The following is a 23,683-nucleotide window of genomic DNA, read 5'->3' as shown; positions in this document are numbered from 1 at the left end:
TACTAACGATTCGAAGCGCTTACAATTGTAACTTCTTTACCAGTTCCCTATAAAAAATCGGCCTTCTTGATAGTAATAGCTTATGTTGATCAAACCACCAATTATGTTCCATTTTAGAATTAGCCACTATCAATGCCTCTTCACTGTGAGAAGAGGCAACTACGGGCAAGTCACTTCCATAAATCGGATCAGGTGTATAAAGGGCACTCCCACCTTTACAATCGATATCTGAACCAATAAAATTCGCAATGAGTGTTTTTGCTTGCGAAAATCTTGCCGTGGCGTCCCATGTCGTCATCGAATTTATCGGAAACTTATTTTCCATTATTTTTTCTGGAAGCGCCAGTGTTGCACCAAATTCACCATGCCAGCATGAGGGGATGGTAATAAAATCGGCACGTTTTACGGCAATAATGCCCGCTACCTCAGGATATGCAGCATCACAACCGACTATTAGGCCCACACGCCCTATATCCGTTACATTTGCTACAACCAATTCCCAACCGGCAGAGGCCCAGCGTTCGTCCGATTCTGACAAATGAATTTTACGGGCTTTAGTAACTATATTGTCAGCTGGCGTCAGAAGAACTACTGTATTATAAAGGAGATTCTCTTCTTCCTCTATCATACCAAAAATGATATTAATTTGATATTCAGTTGAAAGCATTCTCATTTCTCTTATGGTTTCTCCATATATGGGTTCAGCAAGTTTCCGGATTTCCTCAGGGCTAAGTGAATTAACGGGACCTGTTAAGGAAAGTTCCGGGCAAATAACTAGTGATAACAAGCTCTTTTGTTTTTTTGCCTTGAAGCTAGCATCCGCCAGGAGCTTTTTTATTTTCTTAAGATTTTCTTTTTTATCTCCTATTACCGGTTCATACTGCAATAAAGCAGAAGAAGTCTTTTTTTCATAAGTCCCGGTATCCATTTGCTCTGATGGTGATTTTTTATACTCCCAAGGTCCGACATGCAACATTAAATCAGAATATAGGTCTGGCTTTCGTTTTTCCATTCTTTTTTTTGCGGGATTTTCATATAAAGCAGGGTCAATATCCGCATATAAAATGACTGTCTCATCTCTCGCGTGACTTTTTTCTACGTATGGGGTTTCAGCAAGTTTCCTACCTAAAGGTGACCAAATGGCACTTGCACCGATCATATGGTAATCGGTTTCAGTATTGGAACGATTCGCACCTATGACGTACAGACCGTTCATTTCAGCCCATGCCTGCAGCATCGAAAGCGATCCACCTGTTGAATTCGTCGGAAAGCAAAGAATATCCGCTCCCTTCACAGCAACGATCCGGGCCGATTCAAAATAGCTTGAATCCATACAAATAATGACTGCAATCCTCCCAATAGACGTTTCGTATACCGGAATGCCCATGTCCCCCCAATGTGCCCAGCTATCTTCTGTTGCCCATTGATGCACTTTCCTGTATTTTCCGATATATCCCATAGGACCCACAAGCGCAGCCGAATTATAGCAAAGTCCGTCTTCTTCATCTACCTCCGCCATTCCTATGATAATATGTGTATCGTAAAATTTTGCGACTTCTTCAAAACGTTTAGTGGTTTTCCCCGGGATTGTATCTGCAAATGGAAGTATAGACTGACGATTCTCGTAATGATAGCCTGTTGTAGCCATTTCCGGTGTGACAATCAATTTGGCTCCATTTTTTGCTGCTTCTGTTACCGCCTCAAGCAAATGATCAATATTGTTGTCCAATTGATTTAATAGTGGATTAAACTCAATAATAGCTGCTTTGAAAGGATGCTTATTTTTCATAAAATTGCTCCTTTTGATTCAAAATTTAAAAAGACAGATGACAAAATAATTTGCCACCTGTCACGCGATTATCTATTTTACCCTTGCATTTGGATGACTTTAATATTTTCTTCCTTTTTTATTAGAATTTCACCAAAGAAAGCTTTAAGCGTTTCAATTAAATCTTGGAAAACTTCATGCTCATGATACATGAAATCATTATGCTTACCATTTATTATATAAAGTTTTTTCGGTTCATTTGCTGCTTCGTACAGTTCATTTGCCTCATCAAGTGGATGTAATAAGTTATCTTTTCCATGGGCAATGAAAAGCGGCACCGTTACATTTTTCACTTCTAATTCTGCGTTCATGCTAATTATTGAGTCTGTAAACTGCAATACTGTCTGCTTACCAAATGGAGAAAGAACGGCCAGTTCCTTTTCAACATAATCCGCTGTGGCCGGATCAAGCGGATAATGAATAAACGTACTTGCAAGTTGGGACTTCCCAGTTAATACCCGTTGTTCTCGATCTGTTTCAACCGTTTTCAAGATTTCATTCCATTCAACATAGGAATGAATAGAGCGTAACCATCTTTGGCCATTATAAAAACCATTTAGTGCTGCAACTGCCTTAACCCGTTTGTCTCTTGCGGCCACACGGACCACATTCGAACCGCCCATACCCCAACCTATTAATCCTATTCTATCTGAATCTACTTCTTCCTGGAGGGAGAGGAATGTTATCGCATTTTGAATATCTTCTACCTGCTCATCCAAAATAACGCGACCTTCTTCACCTTCACTTTTTGCGAAGCTCCGATAATCAAATCCTAAGCAGACATAACCTGCCGCTGTTAAATTTTTCGCAAATAACTTTGGATAAAATTCATTAAACCCTTGATATCCAGAATTCGGAATAATAGCCGGTCTTTTTTCTCCTTTTTTATAATCGTCTGGAAGATACACTGTGCCCTCTAATTTGTAACCTTCACTATAAAATTGAATTTGACGCTCTATCATGCCCCTACCTCCAATAATTTTAATTAGCTTTCGTTACTAGTAATTGCAAGCAGCGTGCCAGATTGGAATTTGAACATTAGGATAAGAAAAATGGAGAAAATAAAAGGGAAATCTCCAAATTGTCATAGCAAGGATCTATTAAAACAGAAAATGTGTTAAAATTTTTTTACATGGAAAATTATTTTTATGACAAATAGAGTTATGAGCTGTCTATTGAATCTAACATGCATACAAATACTCTTATTAGCTTCAATTGCTTATTAAATTAAACATCATCAACCATCCCTCCTAGTTTTTTCATATTTATAAGCAAGTTATAACAATTAAAAATAAAAAGCCACCATATACGCATCTTTCACTTATCACTTCAATTATTTCAGCACCATAAGAGTTGTCGATTGTCGCGGTTCTTTCCATAGAGAATTTTTTCGTTTGATATATACTTTGAACAAATTCAACTTCTTTAGCAGAGACGTTAGAGAAAAATAGGCGTGCGTGAAGTTCTTGAAAATAAAGATTCATTTCGTGAAAACAGAAAAATTCATAAAAAACGCCATACTTTCTGTATATTTCTACAAAAAGAATAGCGTTTTTTTATATTAATTTTTTTTTAAGAATTGATTGATTGAACCTGAAACAATTTTCCCTTTGTGCATAACCCCATGGCGCCTTGCACGTCTTGCAACTGCTTCTGCTGAACAACTAGCTTCCACAAAAACAGCATCCGCATTATCACCAATAGTCGGCCAAACTCGCTCCCCCTCTGAATTAAGAGGTGTTTTCCCGCCAGTAATAAAACCAAGGGCCCGTCCTAATGACCACTCATCAATCCAAGCGAAACGTTCAGCCATCAGACTAGCTTTGTAAAGCACGTCCCCTGTGCCGAATGGGTCCCAATGATCCGTTATACTGTCATTTACAAGCGAGACATTTATACCCTTTTCATGAAGCAGCGGGATTGGAATTGTGGGAATATCGATAGGTACAGTAGAAGCGATTGAAATACCCGCTTGAGCTAAAGTTTCCGCTGCATCTGCTGCCACTTCAACTGGAACATCCCCGAGTCCAAACGCATGTCCAATTGTAACTCTTCCCTGCCAGCCTGTTTCTTCTGTAAATTTAGCCAATCGTTTCATCGTATAAATTCCCAGGTGACCAGGTTCATGTAAATGCAAATCTATATCTGCATCCGCTTCAACTGCAAGATCTATGAGTGCATGTAATGAAGCTTCAATATTTTCATCTACTATGGCCGGATCCAATCCCCCTGCAGCAGTGGCCCCCATTTGCAATGCTTCCCTTACAAGTGGAACGGAATTACTTCGCAAGAGTCCGTGCTGAGGAAAAGCAACTAACTCGTAAGAAAGCTGTCCATCGTATGATTTTAACGCCCGTAAAACTGCTTCCATGTTTTTCAACCCAATTATAGGGTCAACATTACACTGAGCCCGTATGTGGGTTACTCCATTCTGTAAAAGCAGCTCCAAAATCTTCTTCGCCCTTTCTTCCGTGACAGGAAGAAGTGACGGAAGCATGTCTTCTTCTTCTTTCATTCGGCCAAATACATCCACAAATGGGGTACATGCTTTCCATTTACCTCCATAGTATGTTTTATCCAGATGAATATGCATATCCTGAAAACCAGGCAGTATAAGCAGTCCACCCGTATCCTGAACTGGTAACCCAACAGGTAAATTCTCATGAGCTGGGATTATTCTCGTGAATTTTCCTTCTTCAACAAGGATATGACAGTTTTCTGTAATTGTTTTTGTAACCATGCCATCCTTACGAGTGAAACCGCTTTCAAGTAATACATTTGCTAACCAATAAGATTGTGTCATTAAAGCATCATCCTTTCATTTCATTCATATTTAATTCCGGTGGAAGTTTTTTGAAGAAATTTGTATTGAGTCCTAAGTAAATAACTCCAACTGTCAACCAAATTAAACCTGCAGTCTTTGCATACATATCCAATTTGTATAAAAAGAAGAGCGTGATTAATGCTCCGATAGAAGGGAATAACAAATATCGTACAATGTTTATCCCTTTACGTTTTTTCTGCTTAATAAAATAATAGAATATTACAGATATATTTACGAAGGTACAGCCAAACAGTGCGCCAAAGTTTACTAAAGAAATGACTGTTTTTACGTCAAGAAATAAAGCAGTTAAGCTAAGAGACCCAATAAATAAAATACTATTTGTTGGAGTAGCTTTTTTAGGATGAATGTAGCCAAAAAACTTCGGTATAATTCTGTCGCCACCCATTTTACAAAGCATACGGGAACAAGAGGTTTGTGCAGCTAAAGGACCCGCTATGGCTCCAATCAAGGTGAAAAAAGGATAGATAACTGCAAGGATACCTAATCCAATCTTTTTAAATAATTCAAGTGCCCCCGTATTTACATCTGTGAATTCACTCCAGCCAGCAGGCCAGGCTAACAGCATTAAGTAAGATACAGTTGTAAATAAAAGCCCCGCACCCGCACAAATGATTAATACCGCTCTTGGAACATTAACTCTCGGATTTATAGCTTCTTCCGCTACCATCGTTACAGCATCAAAACCAAAATATGATAGTACAAGTATGGACGCACCAGTAAAAATGACTCCCCATCCTACTTCGGGTTTAGCAAACTCACTAGAGTTTACAAATACATCCCAGGAGAAAAAGGATCCCATTCCTCCACCTTGGGAAATAAATTTAATTAAGAAAATCGTTACAATAGCTATAATGGAGAGCTGAACCAAAACAATTATATTGTTTACTTTGGCAGTAACGTTAATGCCAACATAACTAATCGTTGTCACAAGGACAGTTAATCCGAGGATCCATATCCAATTAGGTATTTCAGGGAAAATCGCATTCATATAATTAGCAGCAATAACGTAAGATAGCATAGGTACAAGAAGATAATCCATCATAACAGTCCAACCTGTTAAAAAACCAATATATGGATTTATCGCCTGTTGGGCATACGTGTATGCAGAACCTGAGACTGGGAAAGCGGCAACCATGCTGCCATAACTAAATGCTGTAAACAGTATAGCAATTGCGGTTAACGCGTGAGTTAAAGAAAACATTCCGTGAGTTATATTCGATACAATTCCATACATATCAAAAATTGTTGTAGGAATTAAATAAGCAAGACCGTAAAATACAAGGGAAGGAAGGGTTAGAACTCTCTTAAAATTCGACTCTTCTTGAATTAAACCAGAAGTAACGGTGGCTTTAGCTCTCAATATAATTCCCCCTATTATTGGTATCAGGTGTATGGGTTTTGGACGCTCTTATACTCCTCTACCATTTTGATATAATGGCTTTTCACATCTTCAATATGTTCTTTCATTAATTTAGAACTTCTATCTGAATCTCCTTTTTTTACCGCCTTCAAGATCTGTTGATGGTAGTAAAGTGCTGTTTTTGGATCATCATAAGTTGCCATTTCAATCCTTACTTTTTTGAAGAATTCAGAAATATTATTGTACATATCAATAATCACTTGGTTGTTTGTTGATCTTGCAAGCGTTCTATGAAATACAAGATCGGGAACGATAATGGAAGATCCCATTTTAATACAAACTTCTAAATCGACAAGCGATTGTTCAAGGATATTGATTTCATTCGGCTTTATCCTTTTTGCAGCCAAATATGCGATTTCAGCTTCAATCACTTTGCGAAGTTCTAATAAGTCTAGAGAATTATCGATATTGACAGATACTTCGAACGTGCTAGAAAACGCCTTGTCATTGGGATGTAAACTTTTCTTAACATACACCCCCTTTCCTATTTTTTTTTCAATAATTTCTTTTTCAAAAAGTGATTGCAATGCCTCTCTTACAGAAGATCTGCTTACTTCTAATAGTTTAGCCAGTTCTCTTTCAGACGGAAGCAGGTCACCACTTGTAAGATTATTCTTGAGAATAAAATCACATAAAAATTTTTGAACAGTTTCACTTACAATTGCCATCTTTAATTTCAACTCCATAGCTTTAGATATCCGACCGGTCAGACCAGTTTAAACAAAAATACCTTCGTTATTTGAAAAATATATTTCTCTCGCCCCCTTTCTTTTTTGAATTTTCTATATTCACTATGCAAGTCCCATTCCAAATTTTAAAATACTGTTATACCGGCTAACTATTATTAAAATCAGCAATATCATCATGCGTATTAGAATAAAAAATTCAGTATTGCATAATTCATTGTTAATTTTTAATATTTCGAGATGCAAAAAAACGAAATATATAGGACATTCGAAACCTAGCATCTCTTAAGAGCATTAGCCCATATGATGATGAAGTGGCTGATTTTTTCTACAACCGCCCTAAGAAGTCCCCGCAAAAATGTGAGCAAATCACTAATGTTGAACAAAACGCGCATCTAGTTGGACAAAATAAAAAAGCCCAAACCCCTGTTATTACAAGGATTTGAGCCTTAGGTTCATCTTTGTTTTTTGCATGTCCCCGGTAACTTGCTTTTATTTGTCATAACCCAATATAGATTACTATAATAACAAACATAGAAAGCAAGAATTGGCGGGATTGAGTGCGGTTCAATACCGCCTTCACATTATTCAATTAACAGCTTAGTAAAAAGCTTTTGGGGCAAAACAGTTAAACGTCCTACTTCACTTTTACCATGAATGGGGACATTTCTACAGTTCCCCCACTCCATCGAGATTATTTGACCCAAAGTTTTCGAGCAAAGCACGCGCTTCATCTGTTGACTTAGTGTTCATTAATTGATTTCTTAATTCACTTGCCCCTCGAAACCCACGGACATATATCTTAAAAAAGCGATGAAGAGCCTTGAACGAACGTAGCTCCAATTTTGAATATTTATCATGGAGATCCAGATGCAACCTTAAGAGATCAAGCAATTCCTTACTGCTATGATCTTTCGTCTCCTTTTCAAAGGCAAATGGATTATTGAAAATACCACGCCCAATCATAACCCCATCAATACCGTATTGATGAGCGAGCTTTAAGCCAGTTTGACGGTCAGGGATATCCCCATTGATCGTCAAGAGCGTATCTGGTGCCACTTGGTCACGAAGTTTCTTAATCTCCGGGATTAGTTCCCAATGAGCATCTACTTTACTCATTTCATTTCTTGTACGCAAATGAATGGAAAGATTAACAATGTCCTGTTTCAGTATGTGTGTTAGCCAGTCGTGCCATTCGTCTATATCTGTGTAACCTAGCCTTGTCTTTACACTTACAGGCAATCCTCCAGCTTTTGCTGCTTGTATTAATTCTGCTGCAACTTCTGGACGACGGATAAGGCCACTTCCCTTTCCATTCTGTGTCACATTAGGTACAGGACAGCCCATATTGATATCCACACCCCGAAAGCCCAGTTCCGCCATACCTATGCTCATTTGCCGAAAGTATTCAGGCTTATCCCCCCATATATGGGCTACAATTGGTTGTTCGTCCTCTGTAAAAGTCAAACGCCCACGCACACTGCGGATGCCCTCTGGGTGACAATAACTCTCCGTGTTTGTAAACTCTGTAAAAAATACATCAGGTCTGGCTGCTTCACTCACTACATGGCGAAAAACTACATCCGTCACATCTTCCATTGGTGCCAGTATAAAAAAAGGTCGTGGTAGATCACGCCAAAAATTATCTATCATATTAAAATTCCAATCCTTTCATTATGGGTTACCAGGCTAACCCCTTATCCCAAAATTAAAAAGCAGAATGTCCCTGCTTCCTTTACACTTATACCATGCTTAAGCACTTTTTATCAAACTGCAGAAATGTTTTTTTTTCACGAAACCATTCCGACTTCCATATTCCCCCTCCTAGTTTAGAGACGCAAATGCTCGAAATGGTTTTTAATACAAGCAAGTACATAATTTCTTGGGGGCAAAGCCAACATATAAGGAAAGAAATTGAAATGGTCGAGGAGGGAATAATTTGAAGGCATCTGATTTGTTTGTAAGATGTTTAGAGAATGAAGGGGTACAATATATTTTTGGTATACCTGGTGAGGAAAATACGGATCTTATTGATTCTCTAATAAGCTCTGATATTGAATTTATCTTGGTTCATCATGAACAAGCTGCAGCTTTTATGGCAGACATCTATGGCCGGCTAACTGGAAAGCCAGGCGTCTGCTTGGGCACATTGGGACCGGGTGCAACCAATTTATTGACAGGGATAGGAAGTGCTTATCTGGATTATTCCCCTGTTGTCGCGATTACAGGTCAGGCGGGCCTTGATCGCATTCATAAAGAGTCGCATCAATATGTGGACATTATTGGCGTTTTCGAGGAAGTAACGAAATGGAATCAACAAATTAAGGTGCCGCATACGATTCCGGAAATTATCCGTAAAGCATTTAAAACGGCTGTCATTGAAAAGCCGGGAGCTGTTCATATAGAACTTCCGGAAGATGTGGCGATGATGGATACAGAAGGGGAACCTCTTCCGGTTACACCAATGCCTAGATCCCGCCCAGCAGAGGAAGAAATCAAAAAAGCCTTCGAATTAATAAATCGCGCTAAAAAGCCTATCATTCTAGCTGGTAATGGCGTGATCCGCGATGGAGCTTCTGAGGTTTTGCGGAAATTTGCAGAAGAGAAGCAAATTCCCGTTGTGAATTCATTCATGGCTAAAGGAGTTTTACCTTCCGACCATCCATTGTCCCTTTTTACAGTAGGGATGCAAGCAAGGGATTATGTTCTATGCGGATTTGATTTGGCCGATCTTATTATCACCGTCGGGTATGATTTCGTCGAGTATTTGCCAAAGTATTGGAACGATGAGGCAATGAATCCGATTGTTCATATTGATGCTCGACCTGCCGAGATTGATGCTTATTACCCCGTTCAAGCAGAATTGATCGGGAACGTTACGGAGGCACTTGAAGCCTTGACGACTGGTGTAGCAAAAAAAGAACTTTGGCCAGAGGTGAAAAGGTTAAGGTCCCAAATCATTGAAAAATTTCATTCTTCGGATGATGTATCAGGAAGCCCTATCATCCCTCAGCGAATCATTGCCGATTTGAAAAGGGCGGAAAAGGGTAATGCCATTGTCATTTCGGATGTGGGTGCCCATAAATTATGGATTGCCCGGATGTATCAGCCGGAAATCCCAAACCACACGATCATTTCAAATGGCTTTGCATCGATGGGAATTGCCATTCCCGGTGCGATTGCAGCCAAATTGGCAAAGCCTGATAAACCTGTCATTGCGGTTACAGGGGATGGTGGCTTCCTGATGAATGGAGTTGAATTAGCAACGGCAAAACGTCTAGGTCTTGCCTTCGTGATAGTCATTTTCCATGATTCTAAATACGGCCTAATTGAGTGGAAACAATTGAATAAATTTGATCGTACGAATGCGATTGAATTTACAGATCCAGACTTTTTAGGGTTCGCAAAAAGTTTTGGGGTTAAAGGTGTGAAAGTAACCCACTCCGATGAATTGCTACCTGCATTAGAAGAAGCGCTTTCGAGTCAGGAAATTGTCTTGATTGATGTGGATGTCGATTATTCGGAAAATGTAAAGCTCTCGAAAACACTAGGTGATTATATTTGTAAATTATAAAGGCAGATATTATTGGAGGGATTTCAGATGAAGAAAAAGTGGCAATTGTGGATCGGTGGTAAATGGCGGGAGGCTAAATCATATGAGCCATTATATAATCCCCATTCAAACGAAGAAATTGCACAAATCGGACAGGCTGAACCAGCGGATGCCATTGAAGCGATTGTTGAGGCAAATGCTGCTTTTCAGAAATACCGATCCTACCCGGCTCATGCACGAGCAGAAATTTTATTTAAAGCTGCAGCAATCATGGAAGAACGCAGTGAAGAACTTGCAAGAATCATTTCTCTGGAGGCGGCGAAAACGATTCGAAATGCTCGTGAAGAAATGAATCGTACGGTTCAGACCTATCGTTTCGCTGCAGAAGCATCTAAGAACAATTATGGAGAACAAATCCCGATGGATGCGGCAATTGGTGGGGTAAACCGTTTTGGATTCACGGTTCGCACCCCGATTGGCGTCGTCACCGCGATTACCCCATTTAATTTTCCCTTTAATCTGGTTGCCCATAAAGTGGGTCCAGCTATTGCCGCTGGAAATTCGATTGTGTTAAAACCTGCCGAACAAACCCCATTGAGTGCACTGGTTCTTGCCGATATTTTTAAAGAAGCCGGATTGCCAGATGGAGTATTGAACATCATACCTGGCAAAGGCGATGTTTTAAGTGAAGCCTTGACGACCCATCCACATGTAAAAAAAGTGACGTTCACAGGCAGTGTTGAGGTCGGACACCTTATCCAGCAGCAGGCAGGCTTCCGTAAGCTTACACTTGAACTCGGGTCCAATTCCCCTTTCATCATTGATGAAGGAGTCGACATCGATCAAATTATTCAAAGAAGTGTAATGGGTTCATTTACGAATAATGGGCAGGTGTGCATCTCGATTCAACGGATTTATGTCCACAAATCACTATACCAACAATTTTTAGATCGTTTCGTCAGTACCACAAAACAGCTTGTCATCGGTTCACCTCTCGAGGAAAATACAAATATTACAGCGGTGATTTCAAAAAAATCATTGGAGCGGTTACAAAGTTGGATTGATGAGGCAGTACAGGAAGGAGCAAAAATTGAGTGCGGCGGTACAGTGGAAGGCAATGTACTATTGCCTACCGTTTTAACCAATGTAAATCGTGACTCAAAGGTATTTCGTTTCGAAGTATTTGGTCCGATTGTCTGCATTTTCCCTTTCGATACACTGGATGATGCCATCAATGATGCAAATGATTCGCGTTACGGATTGAACTCAGGAGTGATGACTCCGAGTATAGAACGAGCTTTTTATGCGGCGGAACGCTTGGAAACAGGTGGAGTCGTAATCAATGATATCCCAACTTACCGAATTGATAATATGCCTTATGGCGGCTGGAAGGACAGCGGTGTTGGCCGGGAAGGCGTCAAATATGCGATGCAAGAAATGATGGAGCAGAAGTTTATCAGCTTTAAAATAAGCGACCATTGAGGAATATTAACCCGTGGTAAATGAGGCGGCGATATCTTAAGGATCTCGTCTTCTTGTTTTGTCGTAAATTTATGTATTGATTGTAGCCGTTGTTCTTATTATTGGGTACAATCATTTCTTCATTTCATCATCACTTCTATACATAGGCAATTTTTTACATACAGATGTAATCTAGTTGTAAAAGATAAAAAGCCACCAAATACGGCAGCTTTCACTTATTACTTCAATTCTTCAATTATTTCAGCACCATAAGAGTTGTCGATTATACAGCGCCATGTATCGGTGGAATCTTTTTTAAATACATATGTCGCGGTTCTTTCCATAGAGAATTCGGAATCTTCCTTTTGATTGGCACTTAGCTGGGCTTGTGCCACAACCAATGCCGTATCACCTGTTTCGATTATTGCCACCTTTTCTTGATTGACGATTAAACTATGATTTAAAGTATTCAGCGATAGCAATGAATGCCCGGCGAATTTCCTCGTCCCTTTTGCGACTGTTCCAGGTTTGACAACTAAAGTCGCATCCTCTGAATAGAACTCCATTAAATGATCGAAATCCTCATTATTTATTGCCCTGTCCGCATTTTTTATGACTTGTTCCAGCTCATGATTCTGCATACTCACCCTCCTATTCAGATTCTCTTCATACTTCTCATCATACTTCTTCATACTCTATGGTGTTCGACTGCGATGATGGGGTATCCTGCTCATATAGTGAATAAAGTAAAGAACAAAGTAAGAATGATATACAATGGTGCCATCCCTGCTCCCTACCTTCACCCTATTAACAAGAAGACTTCTTAAGAACAATGCCTGGCTCCATTTATCGAATTAAAGGGTATATCAATTCTTATGGCATCCCTTCCATACAAAATCAGATTTAAAGGTAAACAATATTCTAGTGTTTATTGGGGATGGATTAGATCACTGCTACCTACAGAAAACACTCAAAAATTCAGAGAAAAATAGCATGTCCTTGGAACATTAACTTTTGCTGAACGTTTTAGTATTTGCAGACGGCTTAAAAAAGGGGTAAAATAACATCATTCAAATCGTAATGATTACGCTTTGCGCAATCATACAATATTTATATGAGAAAGGAGAAATCCAATTGGCAAATAAATAGAAGGTGGAAAAAGTGAAGCAACCCCTGATATTAGTTGAAAATTACGCTTGACCTGAAAAAGGAATTAAAAGCGAAAAGTAGTCTCATCCCCTACTCGATTGCTTAATCGTTTCTAGTTTACAGGAAGACCTTAAGGATATAAGAAAGATTAAGATGTTTAGAATCGCCTTTCGGGAGTTAATACAAAAAGGTTTACTTCTAAGCATCAAAACTCCAGTTGGTAAAAACATCCTTTAAGGATATAGCTCTACTAAAAATGCTTACTCGGTAATTTAGTGAATTTAGTCGTTTAGAAAGTTAAAAATGAGACAATAATTGATTTTAAATCGTAATTATTACGATTTAACTGGAGGGAAAATTAAATATGGCCACATGGAATTTAAGTAATACGAAGCATCATGTACTCATTTGTAATGGTAGCAGCTGTACTGAGGTCGGATCAGAGGAACTGACTCAAGCAATTCGTAAAGAAATCTCAGACCGACAGGTAGACGACACCATTCACACAACTCGCACACGTTGTAATGGAAGATGCCATGATAAGTGCGTTGTCATCGCCTATCCGAAAGGAACTTGGTATAAAAATTTAAAACCTGAGGATGCCTCCCCCTTCGTCGATTCACTCCTTGCTAATGAGGATTATACAGAAAAAGTAAGCCACTCATTCCTTGGGGACGGTTTTAAACGCGCAGAAGGAGTCGTTGCCGGGGTAACAAAAGACAAGGAAAAAGTAATTAAAGTATCAAAAATAAAATAAATGGAGAGAAAAAATATGACTTTGATAGAAACAAACAAAATCCCGGTCACCATTCTGACTGGCTATTTAGGTGCAGGTAAAACAACGCTTTTAAATCGGATCCTAACAGAAAAGCACAATCAAAAGATCGCGGTTATCGTTAATGAGTATGGAGAAGTTGGAATAGACAACCAGTTAGTAGTTGATGCTGATGAGGAGATCTTGGAAATGAACAATGGTTGCATCTGTTGTACGGTTCGTGGGGATTTAATTCGCATCCTACGAACTCTGGTTTTTTCAAGTGAACAGGGGCAGACAAAATTCAATCGTGTTTTGATTGAGACAACGGGTTTAGCTGATCCGGCACCTGTTGCCCAGACCTTTTTTATGGATGAATTACTATCCGAAAAATTCGAAGTGGACAGTATTGTCACTGTCGTGGATAGCAAGCATGTTACAAAGCATTTGGATAGTCATGATGAGGCACAAGAGCAAATTGCTTTCGCTGATGTGATTATTCTAAATAAAACGGATTTAGTATCTGGTGACGACCTGAATACGTTGGAGCGAAGACTTACCAACATGAATCCTGCAGCTAAGAGAATGCATGCTCAAAATTGCAATATTAATTTAAGAGATATTTTAGGAATTAATACGTTCGATGTGAATCGCAAGCTAGAAATTGACCCTCATTTCTTAGAAGATCATCACCATCACCATCATGATGATAAGGTATCATCGATTGCCTTTCGTGAAGAAAAGCCACTCGATTTCGATAAGATAAATGAATGGATGAGTTACCTCGTTCAAGAAAAAGGGGAAGATTTATTACGGTATAAGGGAATTCTTCATATACAAGGAATCCAACAACGAATAGTATTCCAGGGACTTCATATGTTATTTTCAGGAAGGCCAGATCGGAAATGGAAAGACAGTGAAACAAGACTAAGTGAACTTGTTTTTATTGGAAAGGACTTAAATAAAGATGAGTTAGAACAGCAATTTAAAAATTGCATAGCAAACTAACGGAAAGAACCCGATGTAGAGTTTAACTGATAATTTTCAGTTAATCTCTACATTCACAATGAAAAGGGAACTTCCTTACCCCACTTGCTAACTGATCTATTGATAGTGTTTTGAATTAATCAATCAATGCTAAAAAGTTTTTTCCAAGTATATATTCCTTTTGGTTATCAGGAATTTGAAGTGAATCAACCCAACATTTCTTTGTCAAATAGTCATATTCATTAAATTTTTTCATTCCATATGGTCCGTCGCAGCCATAAAGAACTTTACGATATCCTAAAGAATCAACTGCGTTCTTTACAATAGATGGATTAAGATAATCACTTGAGGTATCAACAAATACATTAGGTTGATTCTTGACGTAGTTCCATAGTTTTTTCCAAAAAGGAAGACCGGCGTGAGCATAAATTAATTTAAGTTCAGGGTAATTTTCAGGTAAGTACTTATAGGAGTCTGGTTCTGAAGATAGATGAATAATCATAGGTATACCTTTTGTTTCACACATAGCTGCAACTGGATCAAGTGCCTTAATATTATATTCATGCATGAATGGATGAGCTTTCACTCCAATAAAACCAGGTTTATTAAGATATAATTCTACCTCTTCCACTGATACATGTATCATAGGGTTAACTGCTACCCAGCCTAGAAACCGGTCTGGAAATCGATCAATTGCAGTAGCAACAATATCATTGTCCGGCTTGGTGAAAATCTTGTATGAATTTCCATAAAGTTTCAAATATCCATCCTTTACTAGACCATCATAAATTCCAAGCCCAATTTGAGGTACATTTAGAATTAGAAAACGGAATAAGTGTTGTAAACCTTGTTGAAAAATGCTATCCAATTCAAACATTGTTCCATTCATGGGGGCAATTAGCGCTGTTTTGGTTACATCATTTTTATCCATACCCTCTATCATTTTTTCTAGAGTCAACATTGTTTCATCCACATGAAAATGGCAATCAATAATCATTTTAATCCTCCCCTTCGAATTACTATCTTAATTGTATGATCAAACCACTTAACAGTATCACCATCCATGCCCCGAACTAACCTGCCTCTTTAGCACCTAAAAAAAGAGCTGCCCATGCAACTCCCTACTAATTGAAGAAAAAACCCTTAGATTAAGTCATGAAGTTGGTTTTTATCTTAAATGGTTTTGTATAAAAATATTCTACTAATGCCTTAATCTCACGGCTTTCGGCTCGTTCGATATAGCGGCAGTAGCTATAAATGGTAGAGGAACCTACCGAATTCAAGCGAAGCATGAGTCATACAGGTAGTCGTTAGCGCATCATTTAATGCCGCAGCGATACGTAACATGTAAGGAGGCGGTTAAAACTCCTTACTGTACAATCTGTAGTGCTACCACACGAATTATGTTCAATAAGAAAAAGCGTCCATACTTTCTTGTAGAGCCGCCCCATTTAAAAAATTCGGATGGTAAAAATCGTTCAAGTCGGGTAAATTTAAAATAAGAAAATAATTATTCCATCATCTTCCTCATATTCTGTATCTCTATATTAATCTTCCGTATTTGCTTGTCAATTTCATCAATTTGAAGGTCAGTGACTCCTTGTTTTCTTTTTTCAAACAGTTCGTCTCTTAATCTTTTTAAAAAAACCACTCTACCTAACAAGCCCATCTCATCCCCACCTTTGTTTATAAATTTCTTTAACCAAAGAGGACTAGTATAATTTTTTACCTTTCTGGACCATTGCCTCACATATTTCCCCAATCATTTTTCCTTTATAACTAAACACTTCAATCAAAAACTCTTTCCTGAAATTTAGACAGACTTATATAGAAGGTATTTTTAAATATAATTGGTAATGGAAAAAAAAGCAATTAGCATGTCAGGTTAAATAACATATTTCATTGACCATATTAATCAACTAATATATTTTCTGGTTTAATTAGTACAATGAAGGCCTTTTTAGTAACCATCAAATTATATCGTCCGAGGGATAATTTATTTTTCAAATGCACTTTATCTCTATCTGAAAATGGAAAAAGACGATTAATTACAAATAATCAATAGAATTGATCATTACTTTTAACACCAAAAATAGAAATTATATAACATCGTGGAAAGAACAAGATGATACCCCAGAAATTAAAAAATGAATTTTAATTTCTGCATAACGCTTATAAAAAAATGAGCCGTTCGTGACTTTTACAGACAATAGCAACAATGCTATCCCGCCCATCTCGGAAATATTATATGCTAAGAAAATCCCAATCTGAAAAGTCGATCTCCTCTACTGTAAGGAATCGACTAAAAAAAGAGCACCTCTTGGGCGCTCCTTTTCATGAATATTTTTTCAACGTGATTCACAAACATATCTTGTTGCTTTTCGTTCAACACTATATTGTATATCCTCAATTTAAGCATTATTAACCGCTGTTATGAGTTTAATATAATTAGCAGTATATCGAACCCATAAAAGTATTACTCGTCTCTTTCATGACCTGGAACCACAATCACTTCTACCACATGTTTATTTAAGATTTCCTGCATGTTTTTTGGTACTTCTTTGTCTGTAATCACTATATCAACGGAGTTTAAGTCACATACCTTTTGAAAAAAAGTTTTATTAAACTTCGTTGAATCTGCAATCACAATGACCTGGTCAGAACGCTTAATCATTTCGTGAACGAGGAGACCTTCTTCCTCGATGGATGTAGACAGTCCTTCAGCAGATATACCGCAAGTACCAATGATGCATTTATTCACCTTATAATCTTGTATATCCCTAATGGCTCTTGAACCATAAATGGCTTGGTGTCTAGTGCTTAATGTTCCGCCTAATAAATTAACTTTTATATCTTCCCTCTGGCTTAATACACTGGCAATGTTAATAGAATTAGTCACGACAGTGTTGTTCCGGCTCGTTAAATATTTAGCTAAAAATTGAACTGTTGTAGAGGCATCCAAAATAAGATGATCCCCGTTGTTTATCAAAGAAGCTGCAAATTTTCCTATCTTGCCTTTAGCTTCCGATGCCATGTTCATGCGCTCACCATAATTATGGACTTCATTGGAAAGCAAAGCCTTTTTCGCCCCACCCCGTATTCGAATGATTTTCCTCATCTCTTCTAAATTGATTAAGTCTCTTCTGGCAGTATCTTTAGATACATTATTTATTTTACAAATTGTTTCTATATCAATCCGTTCGTGTTCGTTTAAATATTGAACAATGGCGTCTAGTCGTTCATCCTGTAGCATGATCTCACCTCGTACATTTAATTATAAGTTAATCCAAGTTTAATCACAAAGAAACATGAATTATTTTAAGGATAATTAAGCTTTTGAGGGTAGATTATTAGTTAATACTGAAGACATTATCAATATATTTTTAACAGAATTCCAAATCGGAGATATTAACCAGGGATTAAACATGACGGTTTGCCCATCAAATTATAGATCCCGACCATTGGAAGGATATTTTCCGGGCATGAAAAAAAATCAACCTTAAAATGGAGATGCTACTGTCTTGGTGCAAGTCCCTTTTTAGACAGGTTCATACATCTCTTTTTTACTTTCTTTTTCCCTTTGATGTCGATTATATACGAATTTAGATAAGCTGACACTGCTTTCATATAAGAGTAATAAAGGTATTGTAACTAGGATATCTGATAGAAAGTCTGGTGGAGTAATCAAAATTGAAATAACTATTAAAATAAAGTAAGAATATTTCCTGATTTTTTGCAAACGGTATGGATTTATAATTCCTAAACTTGTTAGAAACATGATAACAACGGGCATTTCAAACAGAAATCCAAAAGGCAATGTCATATGAAGCATAAACCGGAAATATTTCTCCGTTGTAAAGAAAGTAGTAAACATGCCGTTTGATAGAGACATTAAAAAATTTAGGACAATAGGAAATAAAATAAAGTAACCAAAACTGATTCCTAATATGAATAGAATAAATAGAGCTGGAATATAAGCGCTAGTAACCTTGCGTTCTTTTGCTGTTAACGCTGGACGTACAAACAGCCAAGTTTGGTGAGCAGCAACCGGTATAGTAGCCGCGATGGCAACGACGGTGGCAATAATTAAATAAACGAGTATGATATCACTCGGTCCTAACAGGGCTAGCTTAAACGGCAAGTCTTTAACTATTACATTATAAATATCTTGAACATATATAAATGTCAGCACGAGGAACAGCGTGAAAACGACTAACGTGATAATAATACGTTTACGTAACTCCTCAAGGTGCTGAATCATGCTCGTTTTTTTTTGATTTTCCAACTTCATCACTCCAGGAAAAAAAGATGTAAGACAGATCCTACATCCCCTCTTCATTTATTTGATTAGCTTTCTTTCTTATTGGTCACATCTGCATTAGTGTCATCTGCTACAAGGTCTCTGGTAGACTTTTTAAATTCTCTTAATGTTGAGCCAAACGCCCTTCCGATTTCCGGTAACTTTGAAGGGCCGAAAATAATAAGGGCAATCACTAAAATTAGCATCAATCCTGGTATTCCAATATTTTGTAGCATAACTTCCCCCATCGGTATTCATATTTTGTATTTCCTTAAAAACGTTAAACGTTAATGTGCTCATCGAACCTATCCCAATTCTTTATTACCAAGGTTCATTAACATTGTCATACCCTTTTAATTGGTATGAAGCTTAGGCTTCACGCTATCCAGAGAACCCGAAGAGAGAGTTCCCTTATGCAATACGGCAGCACGCATAGGCAGTCGGGCTACGGCTTCGGCCGAGCAGCTTGCTGGAATGAGTACAGCGGTCGCGGCATCGCCTACCTTTGGCCATATTTGCTTGCCAGCCTCGTCTAACGGTGTAATACCACCGGTAGCAAGGGAAAGTGAGCGAGACAGGTTGTATTCGTTTGACCATCCGTACAAATCTGAGGCGAGATGTGCCTTTTGCAGCGTATCTCCAATCCCGAATGGTGACCAGTGATCCGTAATACTATCATTACCTAGCATGACGTTCACCTTATGCTTCTGAAGGAGCGGAATCGGCATTACTTCTTTGCCGATTGGAACGGTTGAGGCAATGGAAATACCCAGGGATGCAAGACGCTTTGCCATTTCTACGTCGGCGCCATCCCCTAACGAAGCGAGCGAAAACGCATGACTGATCGTCACTTTTCCCTGCAGACCCGCTTCCTCAGTCATATCAGCCAATCGACGTATTGCCTTCAAACCCGTTTCGCCACCTTCATGAAGGTGAATATCAATACCTGCTTTGTAGTCAACCGCGATCTGTACCATCGTTTGCAACGATTTTTCCATATCCCCGTCAACTAAGGTTGGATCAAGTCCGCCAACATGTGTAACTCCGAGCTGCATGGCTTCGCGTATCAATCCCTGAGAATTTGAACGAAGTAGGCCATGTTGAGGAAATCCAACGATTTCATGTGATATTTTATCTGAATAGTTCGCTAAGGCCAGATTTAGCTTTTCAAGATTTTTCAAGCCAACGACTGGATCGATGTTGCAATGGCTTCTGACATAAGTTGAGCCATAGCCAAGAATTAGTTCAATTAATTTCTCCGCACGCTCCTGAGCTGTTGGAAGAAGCTCCAGCAGCAGTGTCTGCTCCAAGGTAATCATGTCAAAAATGCCATTTTTCCTCGTCGCAGCCGCTCTCCAAGGACCGCCATAAAAGGTTTTATCCAAATGAATATGCATATCTCTAAAAGAAGGAAGTAGCAGCATGCCTTTCGCGTCGTAGCAATCGACACCTTTTCCATAAGGGGACTTGGTATCTAGTATTCTGGTAATGATGCCTTTTACAATATGGAGGTTCCTCAATACGGTTTCGGTTGCGACGACCTGGCCATTTTTATACTTGTATCCACTTTCCAATCTAACATTCATCAACATGTAGGAACTGTTCTTTCCTGGTTTTTTGGTGTTATGGCCAGCCTTCCTCTCAGCATCCGCACTTGCCGTCTCAGGCATAAATAATCCCACCGTGTCCGTGACACCGAGAACAGCGGAAGCGCTTCCAATTTTACAGACGTTACCTATAAACTTTCTGCGGGACAAACCTTCTTTTTCCTGATTCACCTGTGAAATCCTCCTCTAGTACGTTTGTATTTTAAGATGATCATGATTATAAACTTCATTGGAGAACAAGAGGCATCCAGCCCGGTATTTGATTGGATTTACTCTTTTCTTGCAATCTTTCATATCTCTTCTAGTGGTGTTTTTGGATTTATTTTTTACAATTTCAATCCATTCATATCTGTTGAAATAGTCACTGCTCCAGTTACATGATGTCACCCTATAGATTCAATTATAAGTCTACTTAATTTTAATAGCAATAAAATCTGCATTATTTTAAGTTTTTTTAAGTTTTTCGAGGTAATTAATTGATTTCTCATTTTAATTTCGACATAAGATATCTTTGTTGTTTCATTCCTTGTTAATGGAAAACAAAAAGGAATGGTAAAATCCATTCCCTTTTTGACTGTTTGCAAAGCCCTTGTAGTAAAATTTAACCCTTAACGCCAGAAGGCCGCCAATTGGCGGCCTTCTGGCTTTCAAACACCTTTTATTGATTTCCGTATCCCTTGTCAATTATTCGTTCAAATACGCCCATGCATATTGGGCATAAAGTTCTGAACCGGTAGCAAGGGCATCCTCGTCGATGTTGAATTTCCCGTGATGATGCGCCCATTCCGTATCCTTTTCAGCGTTTCCTGATCCCACTAAAGCGAAGCTTCCGGGTACTTCATCTAAATAGAAGCTAAAGTCTTCTCCCCCCATTGTTGGCTTTTCATAATATATTGCGTCTTCGCCAAAAGCTTGTGAGGCCACCTTTTGCACTAATTTGGCACTATATTCATCATTAATGACAGCTTGCGTGCCACGGTAGTAATCAACCTTTGCGGTCGCACCGTAAATGTTCGCAACATTTTCAGCATAAATCTGGAGCTGCTTTTCAATATGGTCACGTGTTTTAGAATCAAAACAACGGACAGTCCCTTCAATGACGGCATTTTCTGCAATGACATTAAAACGTGTGCCAACGACCATTTTTCCAACTGTCAAAACAGCGGGATTTTGGGGGTCGACCGTTCTTGATACGACAGACTGTACGTTCATGACGAATGAAGAGGCGATAATAGTAGCATCGATACAGTCCTGCGGCATTGCACCATGTCCCCCTCTTCCTTTAAAGGTTACAGTAAAGATATCTGCTGAAGCGAATGAAGGTCCTTGAGTGCAAGCGACTTTATTTGTTGGCATTTGCGACCAAATATGTATGCCAAAAACATTATCAACACCTTCAACGGCCCCCTGTTTAACCATTTCCCTTGCACCTGTTGCCACTTCTTCGGCTGGTTGAAATATTAAGCGCACATTCCCAGGTAATTCTTCTTTTATTTCGTTTAGTGCCTTCGCTGCAATTAATAGCATGGATGTGTGTGCATCATGACCACATGCATGCATTTTCCCTTCTTCCTTTGAAGCATACGGCAAGTCTTTATTTAGTTCTTCTACAGAAAGGGCGTCCATATCTGCTCTTAATGCGACGGTCTTTCCAGCCTTACCGCCTTTAATTTCTGCAATGACACCTGTTGGTTCTGCTTTTCGATAAGTAATTCCTAATTTTTCAAGGTAGTCACAAACAAAGGCAGTTGTATTTTCTTCTTCCCATGATAACTCAGGTTCGCTATGAAGTTTTCTACGTATTTCTGTTAATTCATCACTATAATTTTGAATCGCTTCTTTTATCGTTTGATTAATCATTCTTATTCCACCTCCGTTAAACATTTAGCCACTTCGTAAAATATTTGCACTCCATTTGCCAAATGACGTGCATCAGACCATTCCTCTGGACAATGACTTAGTCCTGCTTTACTTGGAACAAAAAGCATGCCCACATCAGTCACATCGGAAAAAACCATCGCATCATGACCTGCACCACTATCAATGGAACAGTATGGAATTTCCAAATCTGAACTTTTATCTTTTAATAAATCCTTAATCTCATTACTCAATATCTTTGGCGGCATATACAACAGCTGTTCCGCCGTTGAATGGATCCCCTGTACCTGATAGGATTCGATTAATTCTTTCATCCGCCTGATGACATTGTTAATATGTTCTTCCTTGCTTGATCGAATATCTACCGAAAATACCACTTTATTCGGTATGACGTTTGCTCCATTTGGTAAAACATCTAGTCGCCCTGTCGTTATAACCGTTCCTTCTCCTTCCTCAATTGCAAAGCTCGGTAATTGAGAAATAATTTGAGCGGCAGCAACCAATGCGTCCGTACGGCGATCCATTGGGGTTGTGCCTGCATGTCCTGCCTTTCCTTCAATGGTTACTTCAAATTGGGTTAAACCAACAATAGCTTCTACAACACCAATGGGGATATTCTTCTCTTCAAGGATTGGACCTTGTTCTATATGCAATTCGAGAAATGCTTTAATGCTATTGGGATTTCTTCTTTTCGGAAGAGTGAAATCCAGTCCAATTTTTGACATCGCTTCAATTGTGGTGATACCATCTTTATCCTTTAAATTTTTAAAACTTTCCTCACTAAGCGTTCCCACTATTCCTCTCGACCCCATTAGCCCTCCGCCAAAACGAGCTCCTTCTTCTTCAATCAGGGCAACGATTTCTAATGGATATTTAGGTGTTAATTGATTTTCTGCAAATAGGGCAGCCACTTCAAGTGCGACAATTACACCGGCTGGTCCGTCATACGCACCGCCATTTGGTACGGAATCAAAATGTGAACCTAACAGAACGCTCGGTGCATCTTTTAAAGTACCATCAAGCTTTCCAAAAATATTTCCAAATCCATCTTCCTTTACTGTCAGGCCGTATTCCATCATTTTATTTTTTATATAATTACGTGTAAGCAAGTCTTCCTTGCTATACGTAAGCCGGGTAGTCCCTTCTCCGGGTGTTGATGTAAATTCGCTCAAATCATTTATTTGCTTTTCTATACGTTCGCTAAGCCTCACTTAG

At 38.7% G+C, this 23,683-nt stretch carries 20 protein-coding genes; 5 read left to right on the top strand and 15 right to left on the bottom strand.

What is annotated here, in order from left to right; genetic code table 11:
* Positions 1 to 19: 19 nt before the first annotated feature.
* The 5 genes from NYE65_RS22675 to NYE65_RS22655 form a co-directional block, all read right to left on the bottom strand.
* Entirely contained in the window at positions 20 to 1,789 is a 1,770-nt protein-coding gene (locus tag NYE65_RS22675) for a nitrilase-related carbon-nitrogen hydrolase (RefSeq protein ID WP_340861750.1), read from the bottom strand.
* Between the two features lie 77 nt (positions 1,790 to 1,866).
* Positions 1,867 to 2,790, bottom strand: a complete 924-nt coding sequence (locus NYE65_RS22670; RefSeq protein WP_328110019.1) for an alpha/beta hydrolase — start codon at positions 2,788 to 2,790, stop codon at positions 1,867 to 1,869.
* 599 nt (positions 2,791 to 3,389) lie between these two features.
* Entirely contained in the window at positions 3,390 to 4,631 is a 1,242-nt protein-coding gene (locus tag NYE65_RS22665) for an amidohydrolase (RefSeq protein WP_340861749.1), read from the bottom strand.
* A 7-nt stretch (positions 4,632 to 4,638) separates the two neighbouring features.
* On the bottom strand, positions 4,639 to 6,033 hold the full coding sequence (locus NYE65_RS22660; RefSeq protein WP_340861748.1) for an APC family permease: 1,395 nt from the start codon (positions 6,031 to 6,033) through the stop codon (positions 4,639 to 4,641).
* 23 nt (positions 6,034 to 6,056) lie between these two features.
* The gene (locus NYE65_RS22655) at positions 6,057 to 6,761 is read right to left on the bottom strand and encodes a FadR/GntR family transcriptional regulator (protein WP_340861747.1); all 705 of its coding nucleotides are present in this window, start codon (positions 6,759 to 6,761) and stop codon (positions 6,057 to 6,059) included.
* 529 nt (positions 6,762 to 7,290) lie between these two features.
* On the opposite strand from NYE65_RS22655, the gene NYE65_RS27350 reads away from it, so the two are divergent.
* A complete protein-coding gene (locus NYE65_RS27350) occupies positions 7,291 to 7,383 on the top strand; it encodes an IS3 family transposase (RefSeq protein ID WP_369316616.1) in 93 nt (30 codons plus the stop codon).
* Positions 7,384 to 7,448: 65 nt separating this feature from the next.
* Here the strand turns inward: NYE65_RS27350 and NYE65_RS22650 are convergent, their stop codons facing one another.
* A complete protein-coding gene (locus tag NYE65_RS22650; protein ID WP_106028673.1) occupies positions 7,449 to 8,432 on the bottom strand; it encodes a tRNA dihydrouridine synthase in 984 nt (327 codons plus the stop codon).
* Between the two features lie 286 nt (positions 8,433 to 8,718).
* Between NYE65_RS22650 and NYE65_RS22645 the strand changes: the two genes are divergently transcribed.
* Positions 8,719 to 10,353: an acetolactate synthase large subunit gene (locus NYE65_RS22645; protein ID WP_328177868.1), complete on the top strand. Its 1,635-nt coding sequence runs from the start codon at positions 8,719 to 8,721 to the stop codon at positions 10,351 to 10,353.
* A gap of 27 nt (positions 10,354 to 10,380) precedes the next feature.
* On the top strand, positions 10,381 to 11,814 hold the full coding sequence (locus NYE65_RS22640; RefSeq protein ID WP_340861746.1) for an aldehyde dehydrogenase family protein: 1,434 nt from the start codon (positions 10,381 to 10,383) through the stop codon (positions 11,812 to 11,814).
* A gap of 218 nt (positions 11,815 to 12,032) precedes the next feature.
* On the opposite strand, the gene NYE65_RS22635 is transcribed toward NYE65_RS22640, so the two are convergent.
* Positions 12,033 to 12,434, bottom strand: coding sequence for a YybH family protein (locus tag NYE65_RS22635; protein WP_340861745.1), 402 nt, complete (start codon positions 12,432 to 12,434; stop codon positions 12,033 to 12,035).
* Between the two features lie 872 nt (positions 12,435 to 13,306).
* Between NYE65_RS22635 and NYE65_RS22630 the strand changes: the two genes are divergently transcribed.
* Positions 13,307 to 13,699, top strand: a complete 393-nt coding sequence (locus tag NYE65_RS22630) for a (2Fe-2S) ferredoxin domain-containing protein (protein ID WP_340861744.1) — start codon at positions 13,307 to 13,309, stop codon at positions 13,697 to 13,699.
* 15 nt (positions 13,700 to 13,714) lie between these two features.
* Complete coding sequence (locus NYE65_RS22625; RefSeq protein WP_264896999.1) at positions 13,715 to 14,704, top strand: CobW family GTP-binding protein; 990 nt, start codon at positions 13,715 to 13,717, stop codon at positions 14,702 to 14,704.
* Between the two features lie 115 nt (positions 14,705 to 14,819).
* Here the strand turns inward: NYE65_RS22625 and NYE65_RS22620 are convergent, their stop codons facing one another.
* From NYE65_RS22620 to NYE65_RS22585, 8 genes are all read right to left on the bottom strand, one after another.
* On the bottom strand, positions 14,820 to 15,680 hold the full coding sequence (locus NYE65_RS22620; RefSeq protein WP_340861743.1) for an amidohydrolase family protein: 861 nt from the start codon (positions 15,678 to 15,680) through the stop codon (positions 14,820 to 14,822).
* A 513-nt stretch (positions 15,681 to 16,193) separates the two neighbouring features.
* A complete protein-coding gene (locus tag NYE65_RS22615; RefSeq protein ID WP_156319545.1) occupies positions 16,194 to 16,352 on the bottom strand; it encodes a hypothetical protein in 159 nt (52 codons plus the stop codon).
* Between the two features lie 807 nt (positions 16,353 to 17,159).
* Positions 17,160 to 17,936, bottom strand: a complete 777-nt coding sequence (locus NYE65_RS22610; RefSeq protein WP_268592166.1) for a DeoR/GlpR family DNA-binding transcription regulator — start codon at positions 17,934 to 17,936, stop codon at positions 17,160 to 17,162.
* A 285-nt stretch (positions 17,937 to 18,221) separates the two neighbouring features.
* Positions 18,222 to 18,944, bottom strand: coding sequence for a twin-arginine translocase subunit TatC (tatC, locus tag NYE65_RS22605; protein WP_340862171.1), 723 nt, complete (start codon positions 18,942 to 18,944; stop codon positions 18,222 to 18,224).
* An 86-nt stretch (positions 18,945 to 19,030) separates the two neighbouring features.
* Complete coding sequence (locus NYE65_RS22600) at positions 19,031 to 19,219, bottom strand: twin-arginine translocase TatA/TatE family subunit (protein WP_063236065.1); 189 nt, start codon at positions 19,217 to 19,219, stop codon at positions 19,031 to 19,033.
* 117 nt (positions 19,220 to 19,336) lie between these two features.
* A complete protein-coding gene (locus NYE65_RS22595; RefSeq protein ID WP_340862170.1) occupies positions 19,337 to 20,575 on the bottom strand; it encodes an amidohydrolase in 1,239 nt (412 codons plus the stop codon).
* Between the two features lie 699 nt (positions 20,576 to 21,274).
* The gene (locus NYE65_RS22590) at positions 21,275 to 22,450 is read right to left on the bottom strand and encodes a M20 family metallopeptidase (RefSeq protein ID WP_340861742.1); all 1,176 of its coding nucleotides are present in this window, start codon (positions 22,448 to 22,450) and stop codon (positions 21,275 to 21,277) included.
* A gap of 2 nt (positions 22,451 to 22,452) precedes the next feature.
* Positions 22,453 to 23,679 carry a Zn-dependent hydrolase gene (locus NYE65_RS22585; RefSeq protein ID WP_328177875.1) on the bottom strand — a complete coding sequence of 409 codons (1,227 nt, stop codon included), beginning with the start codon at positions 23,677 to 23,679 and terminating at the stop codon, positions 22,453 to 22,455.
* Between the last annotated feature and the right edge of the window lie 4 nt (positions 23,680 to 23,683).

Source organism: Peribacillus sp. FSL R5-0717 (assembly GCF_038002945.1).
In the GTDB taxonomy this organism is placed as follows: Bacteria; Bacillota; Bacilli; order Bacillales; family DSM-1321; genus Peribacillus; species Peribacillus frigoritolerans.
The sequence above is the reverse complement of the archived record's forward strand: the minus strand, read 5'-3'. Positions and strand labels throughout refer to the sequence as shown.

Excerpts from the sequence above, each read along its gene's own strand:
- NYE65_RS22595 (WP_340862170.1), bottom strand. The coding sequence starts at position 20,575 with ATGTTGATGAATGTTAGATTGGAAAGTGGATACAAGTATAAAAATGGC.
- NYE65_RS22620 (WP_340861743.1), bottom strand. The coding sequence starts at position 15,680 with ATGATTATTGATTGCCATTTTCATGTGGATGAAACAATGTTGACTCTA.
- NYE65_RS22650 (WP_106028673.1), bottom strand. The coding sequence starts at position 8,432 with ATGATAGATAATTTTTGGCGTGATCTACCACGACCTTTTTTTATACTG.
- NYE65_RS22610 (WP_268592166.1), bottom strand. The coding sequence starts at position 17,936 with ATGCTACAGGATGAACGACTAGACGCCATTGTTCAATATTTAAACGAA.
- NYE65_RS22630 (WP_340861744.1), top strand. The coding sequence starts at position 13,307 with ATGGCCACATGGAATTTAAGTAATACGAAGCATCATGTACTCATTTGT.
- NYE65_RS22640 (WP_340861746.1), top strand. The coding sequence starts at position 10,381 with ATGAAGAAAAAGTGGCAATTGTGGATCGGTGGTAAATGGCGGGAGGCT.
- NYE65_RS22670 (WP_328110019.1), bottom strand. The coding sequence starts at position 2,790 with ATGATAGAGCGTCAAATTCAATTTTATAGTGAAGGTTACAAATTAGAG.
- NYE65_RS22590 (WP_340861742.1), bottom strand. The coding sequence starts at position 22,450 with ATGATTAATCAAACGATAAAAGAAGCGATTCAAAATTATAGTGATGAA.
- NYE65_RS22675 (WP_340861750.1), bottom strand. The coding sequence starts at position 1,789 with ATGAAAAATAAGCATCCTTTCAAAGCAGCTATTATTGAGTTTAATCCA.
- tatC (WP_340862171.1), bottom strand. The coding sequence starts at position 18,944 with ATGATTCAGCACCTTGAGGAGTTACGTAAACGTATTATTATCACGTTA.
- NYE65_RS22625 (WP_264896999.1), top strand. The coding sequence starts at position 13,715 with ATGACTTTGATAGAAACAAACAAAATCCCGGTCACCATTCTGACTGGC.
- NYE65_RS22615 (WP_156319545.1), bottom strand. The coding sequence starts at position 16,352 with ATGGGCTTGTTAGGTAGAGTGGTTTTTTTAAAAAGATTAAGAGACGAA.
- NYE65_RS22600 (WP_063236065.1), bottom strand. The coding sequence starts at position 19,219 with ATGCTACAAAATATTGGAATACCAGGATTGATGCTAATTTTAGTGATT.
- NYE65_RS22655 (WP_340861747.1), bottom strand. The coding sequence starts at position 6,761 with ATGGCAATTGTAAGTGAAACTGTTCAAAAATTTTTATGTGATTTTATT.
- NYE65_RS22635 (WP_340861745.1), bottom strand. The coding sequence starts at position 12,434 with ATGCAGAATCATGAGCTGGAACAAGTCATAAAAAATGCGGACAGGGCA.
- NYE65_RS22665 (WP_340861749.1), bottom strand. The coding sequence starts at position 4,631 with ATGACACAATCTTATTGGTTAGCAAATGTATTACTTGAAAGCGGTTTC.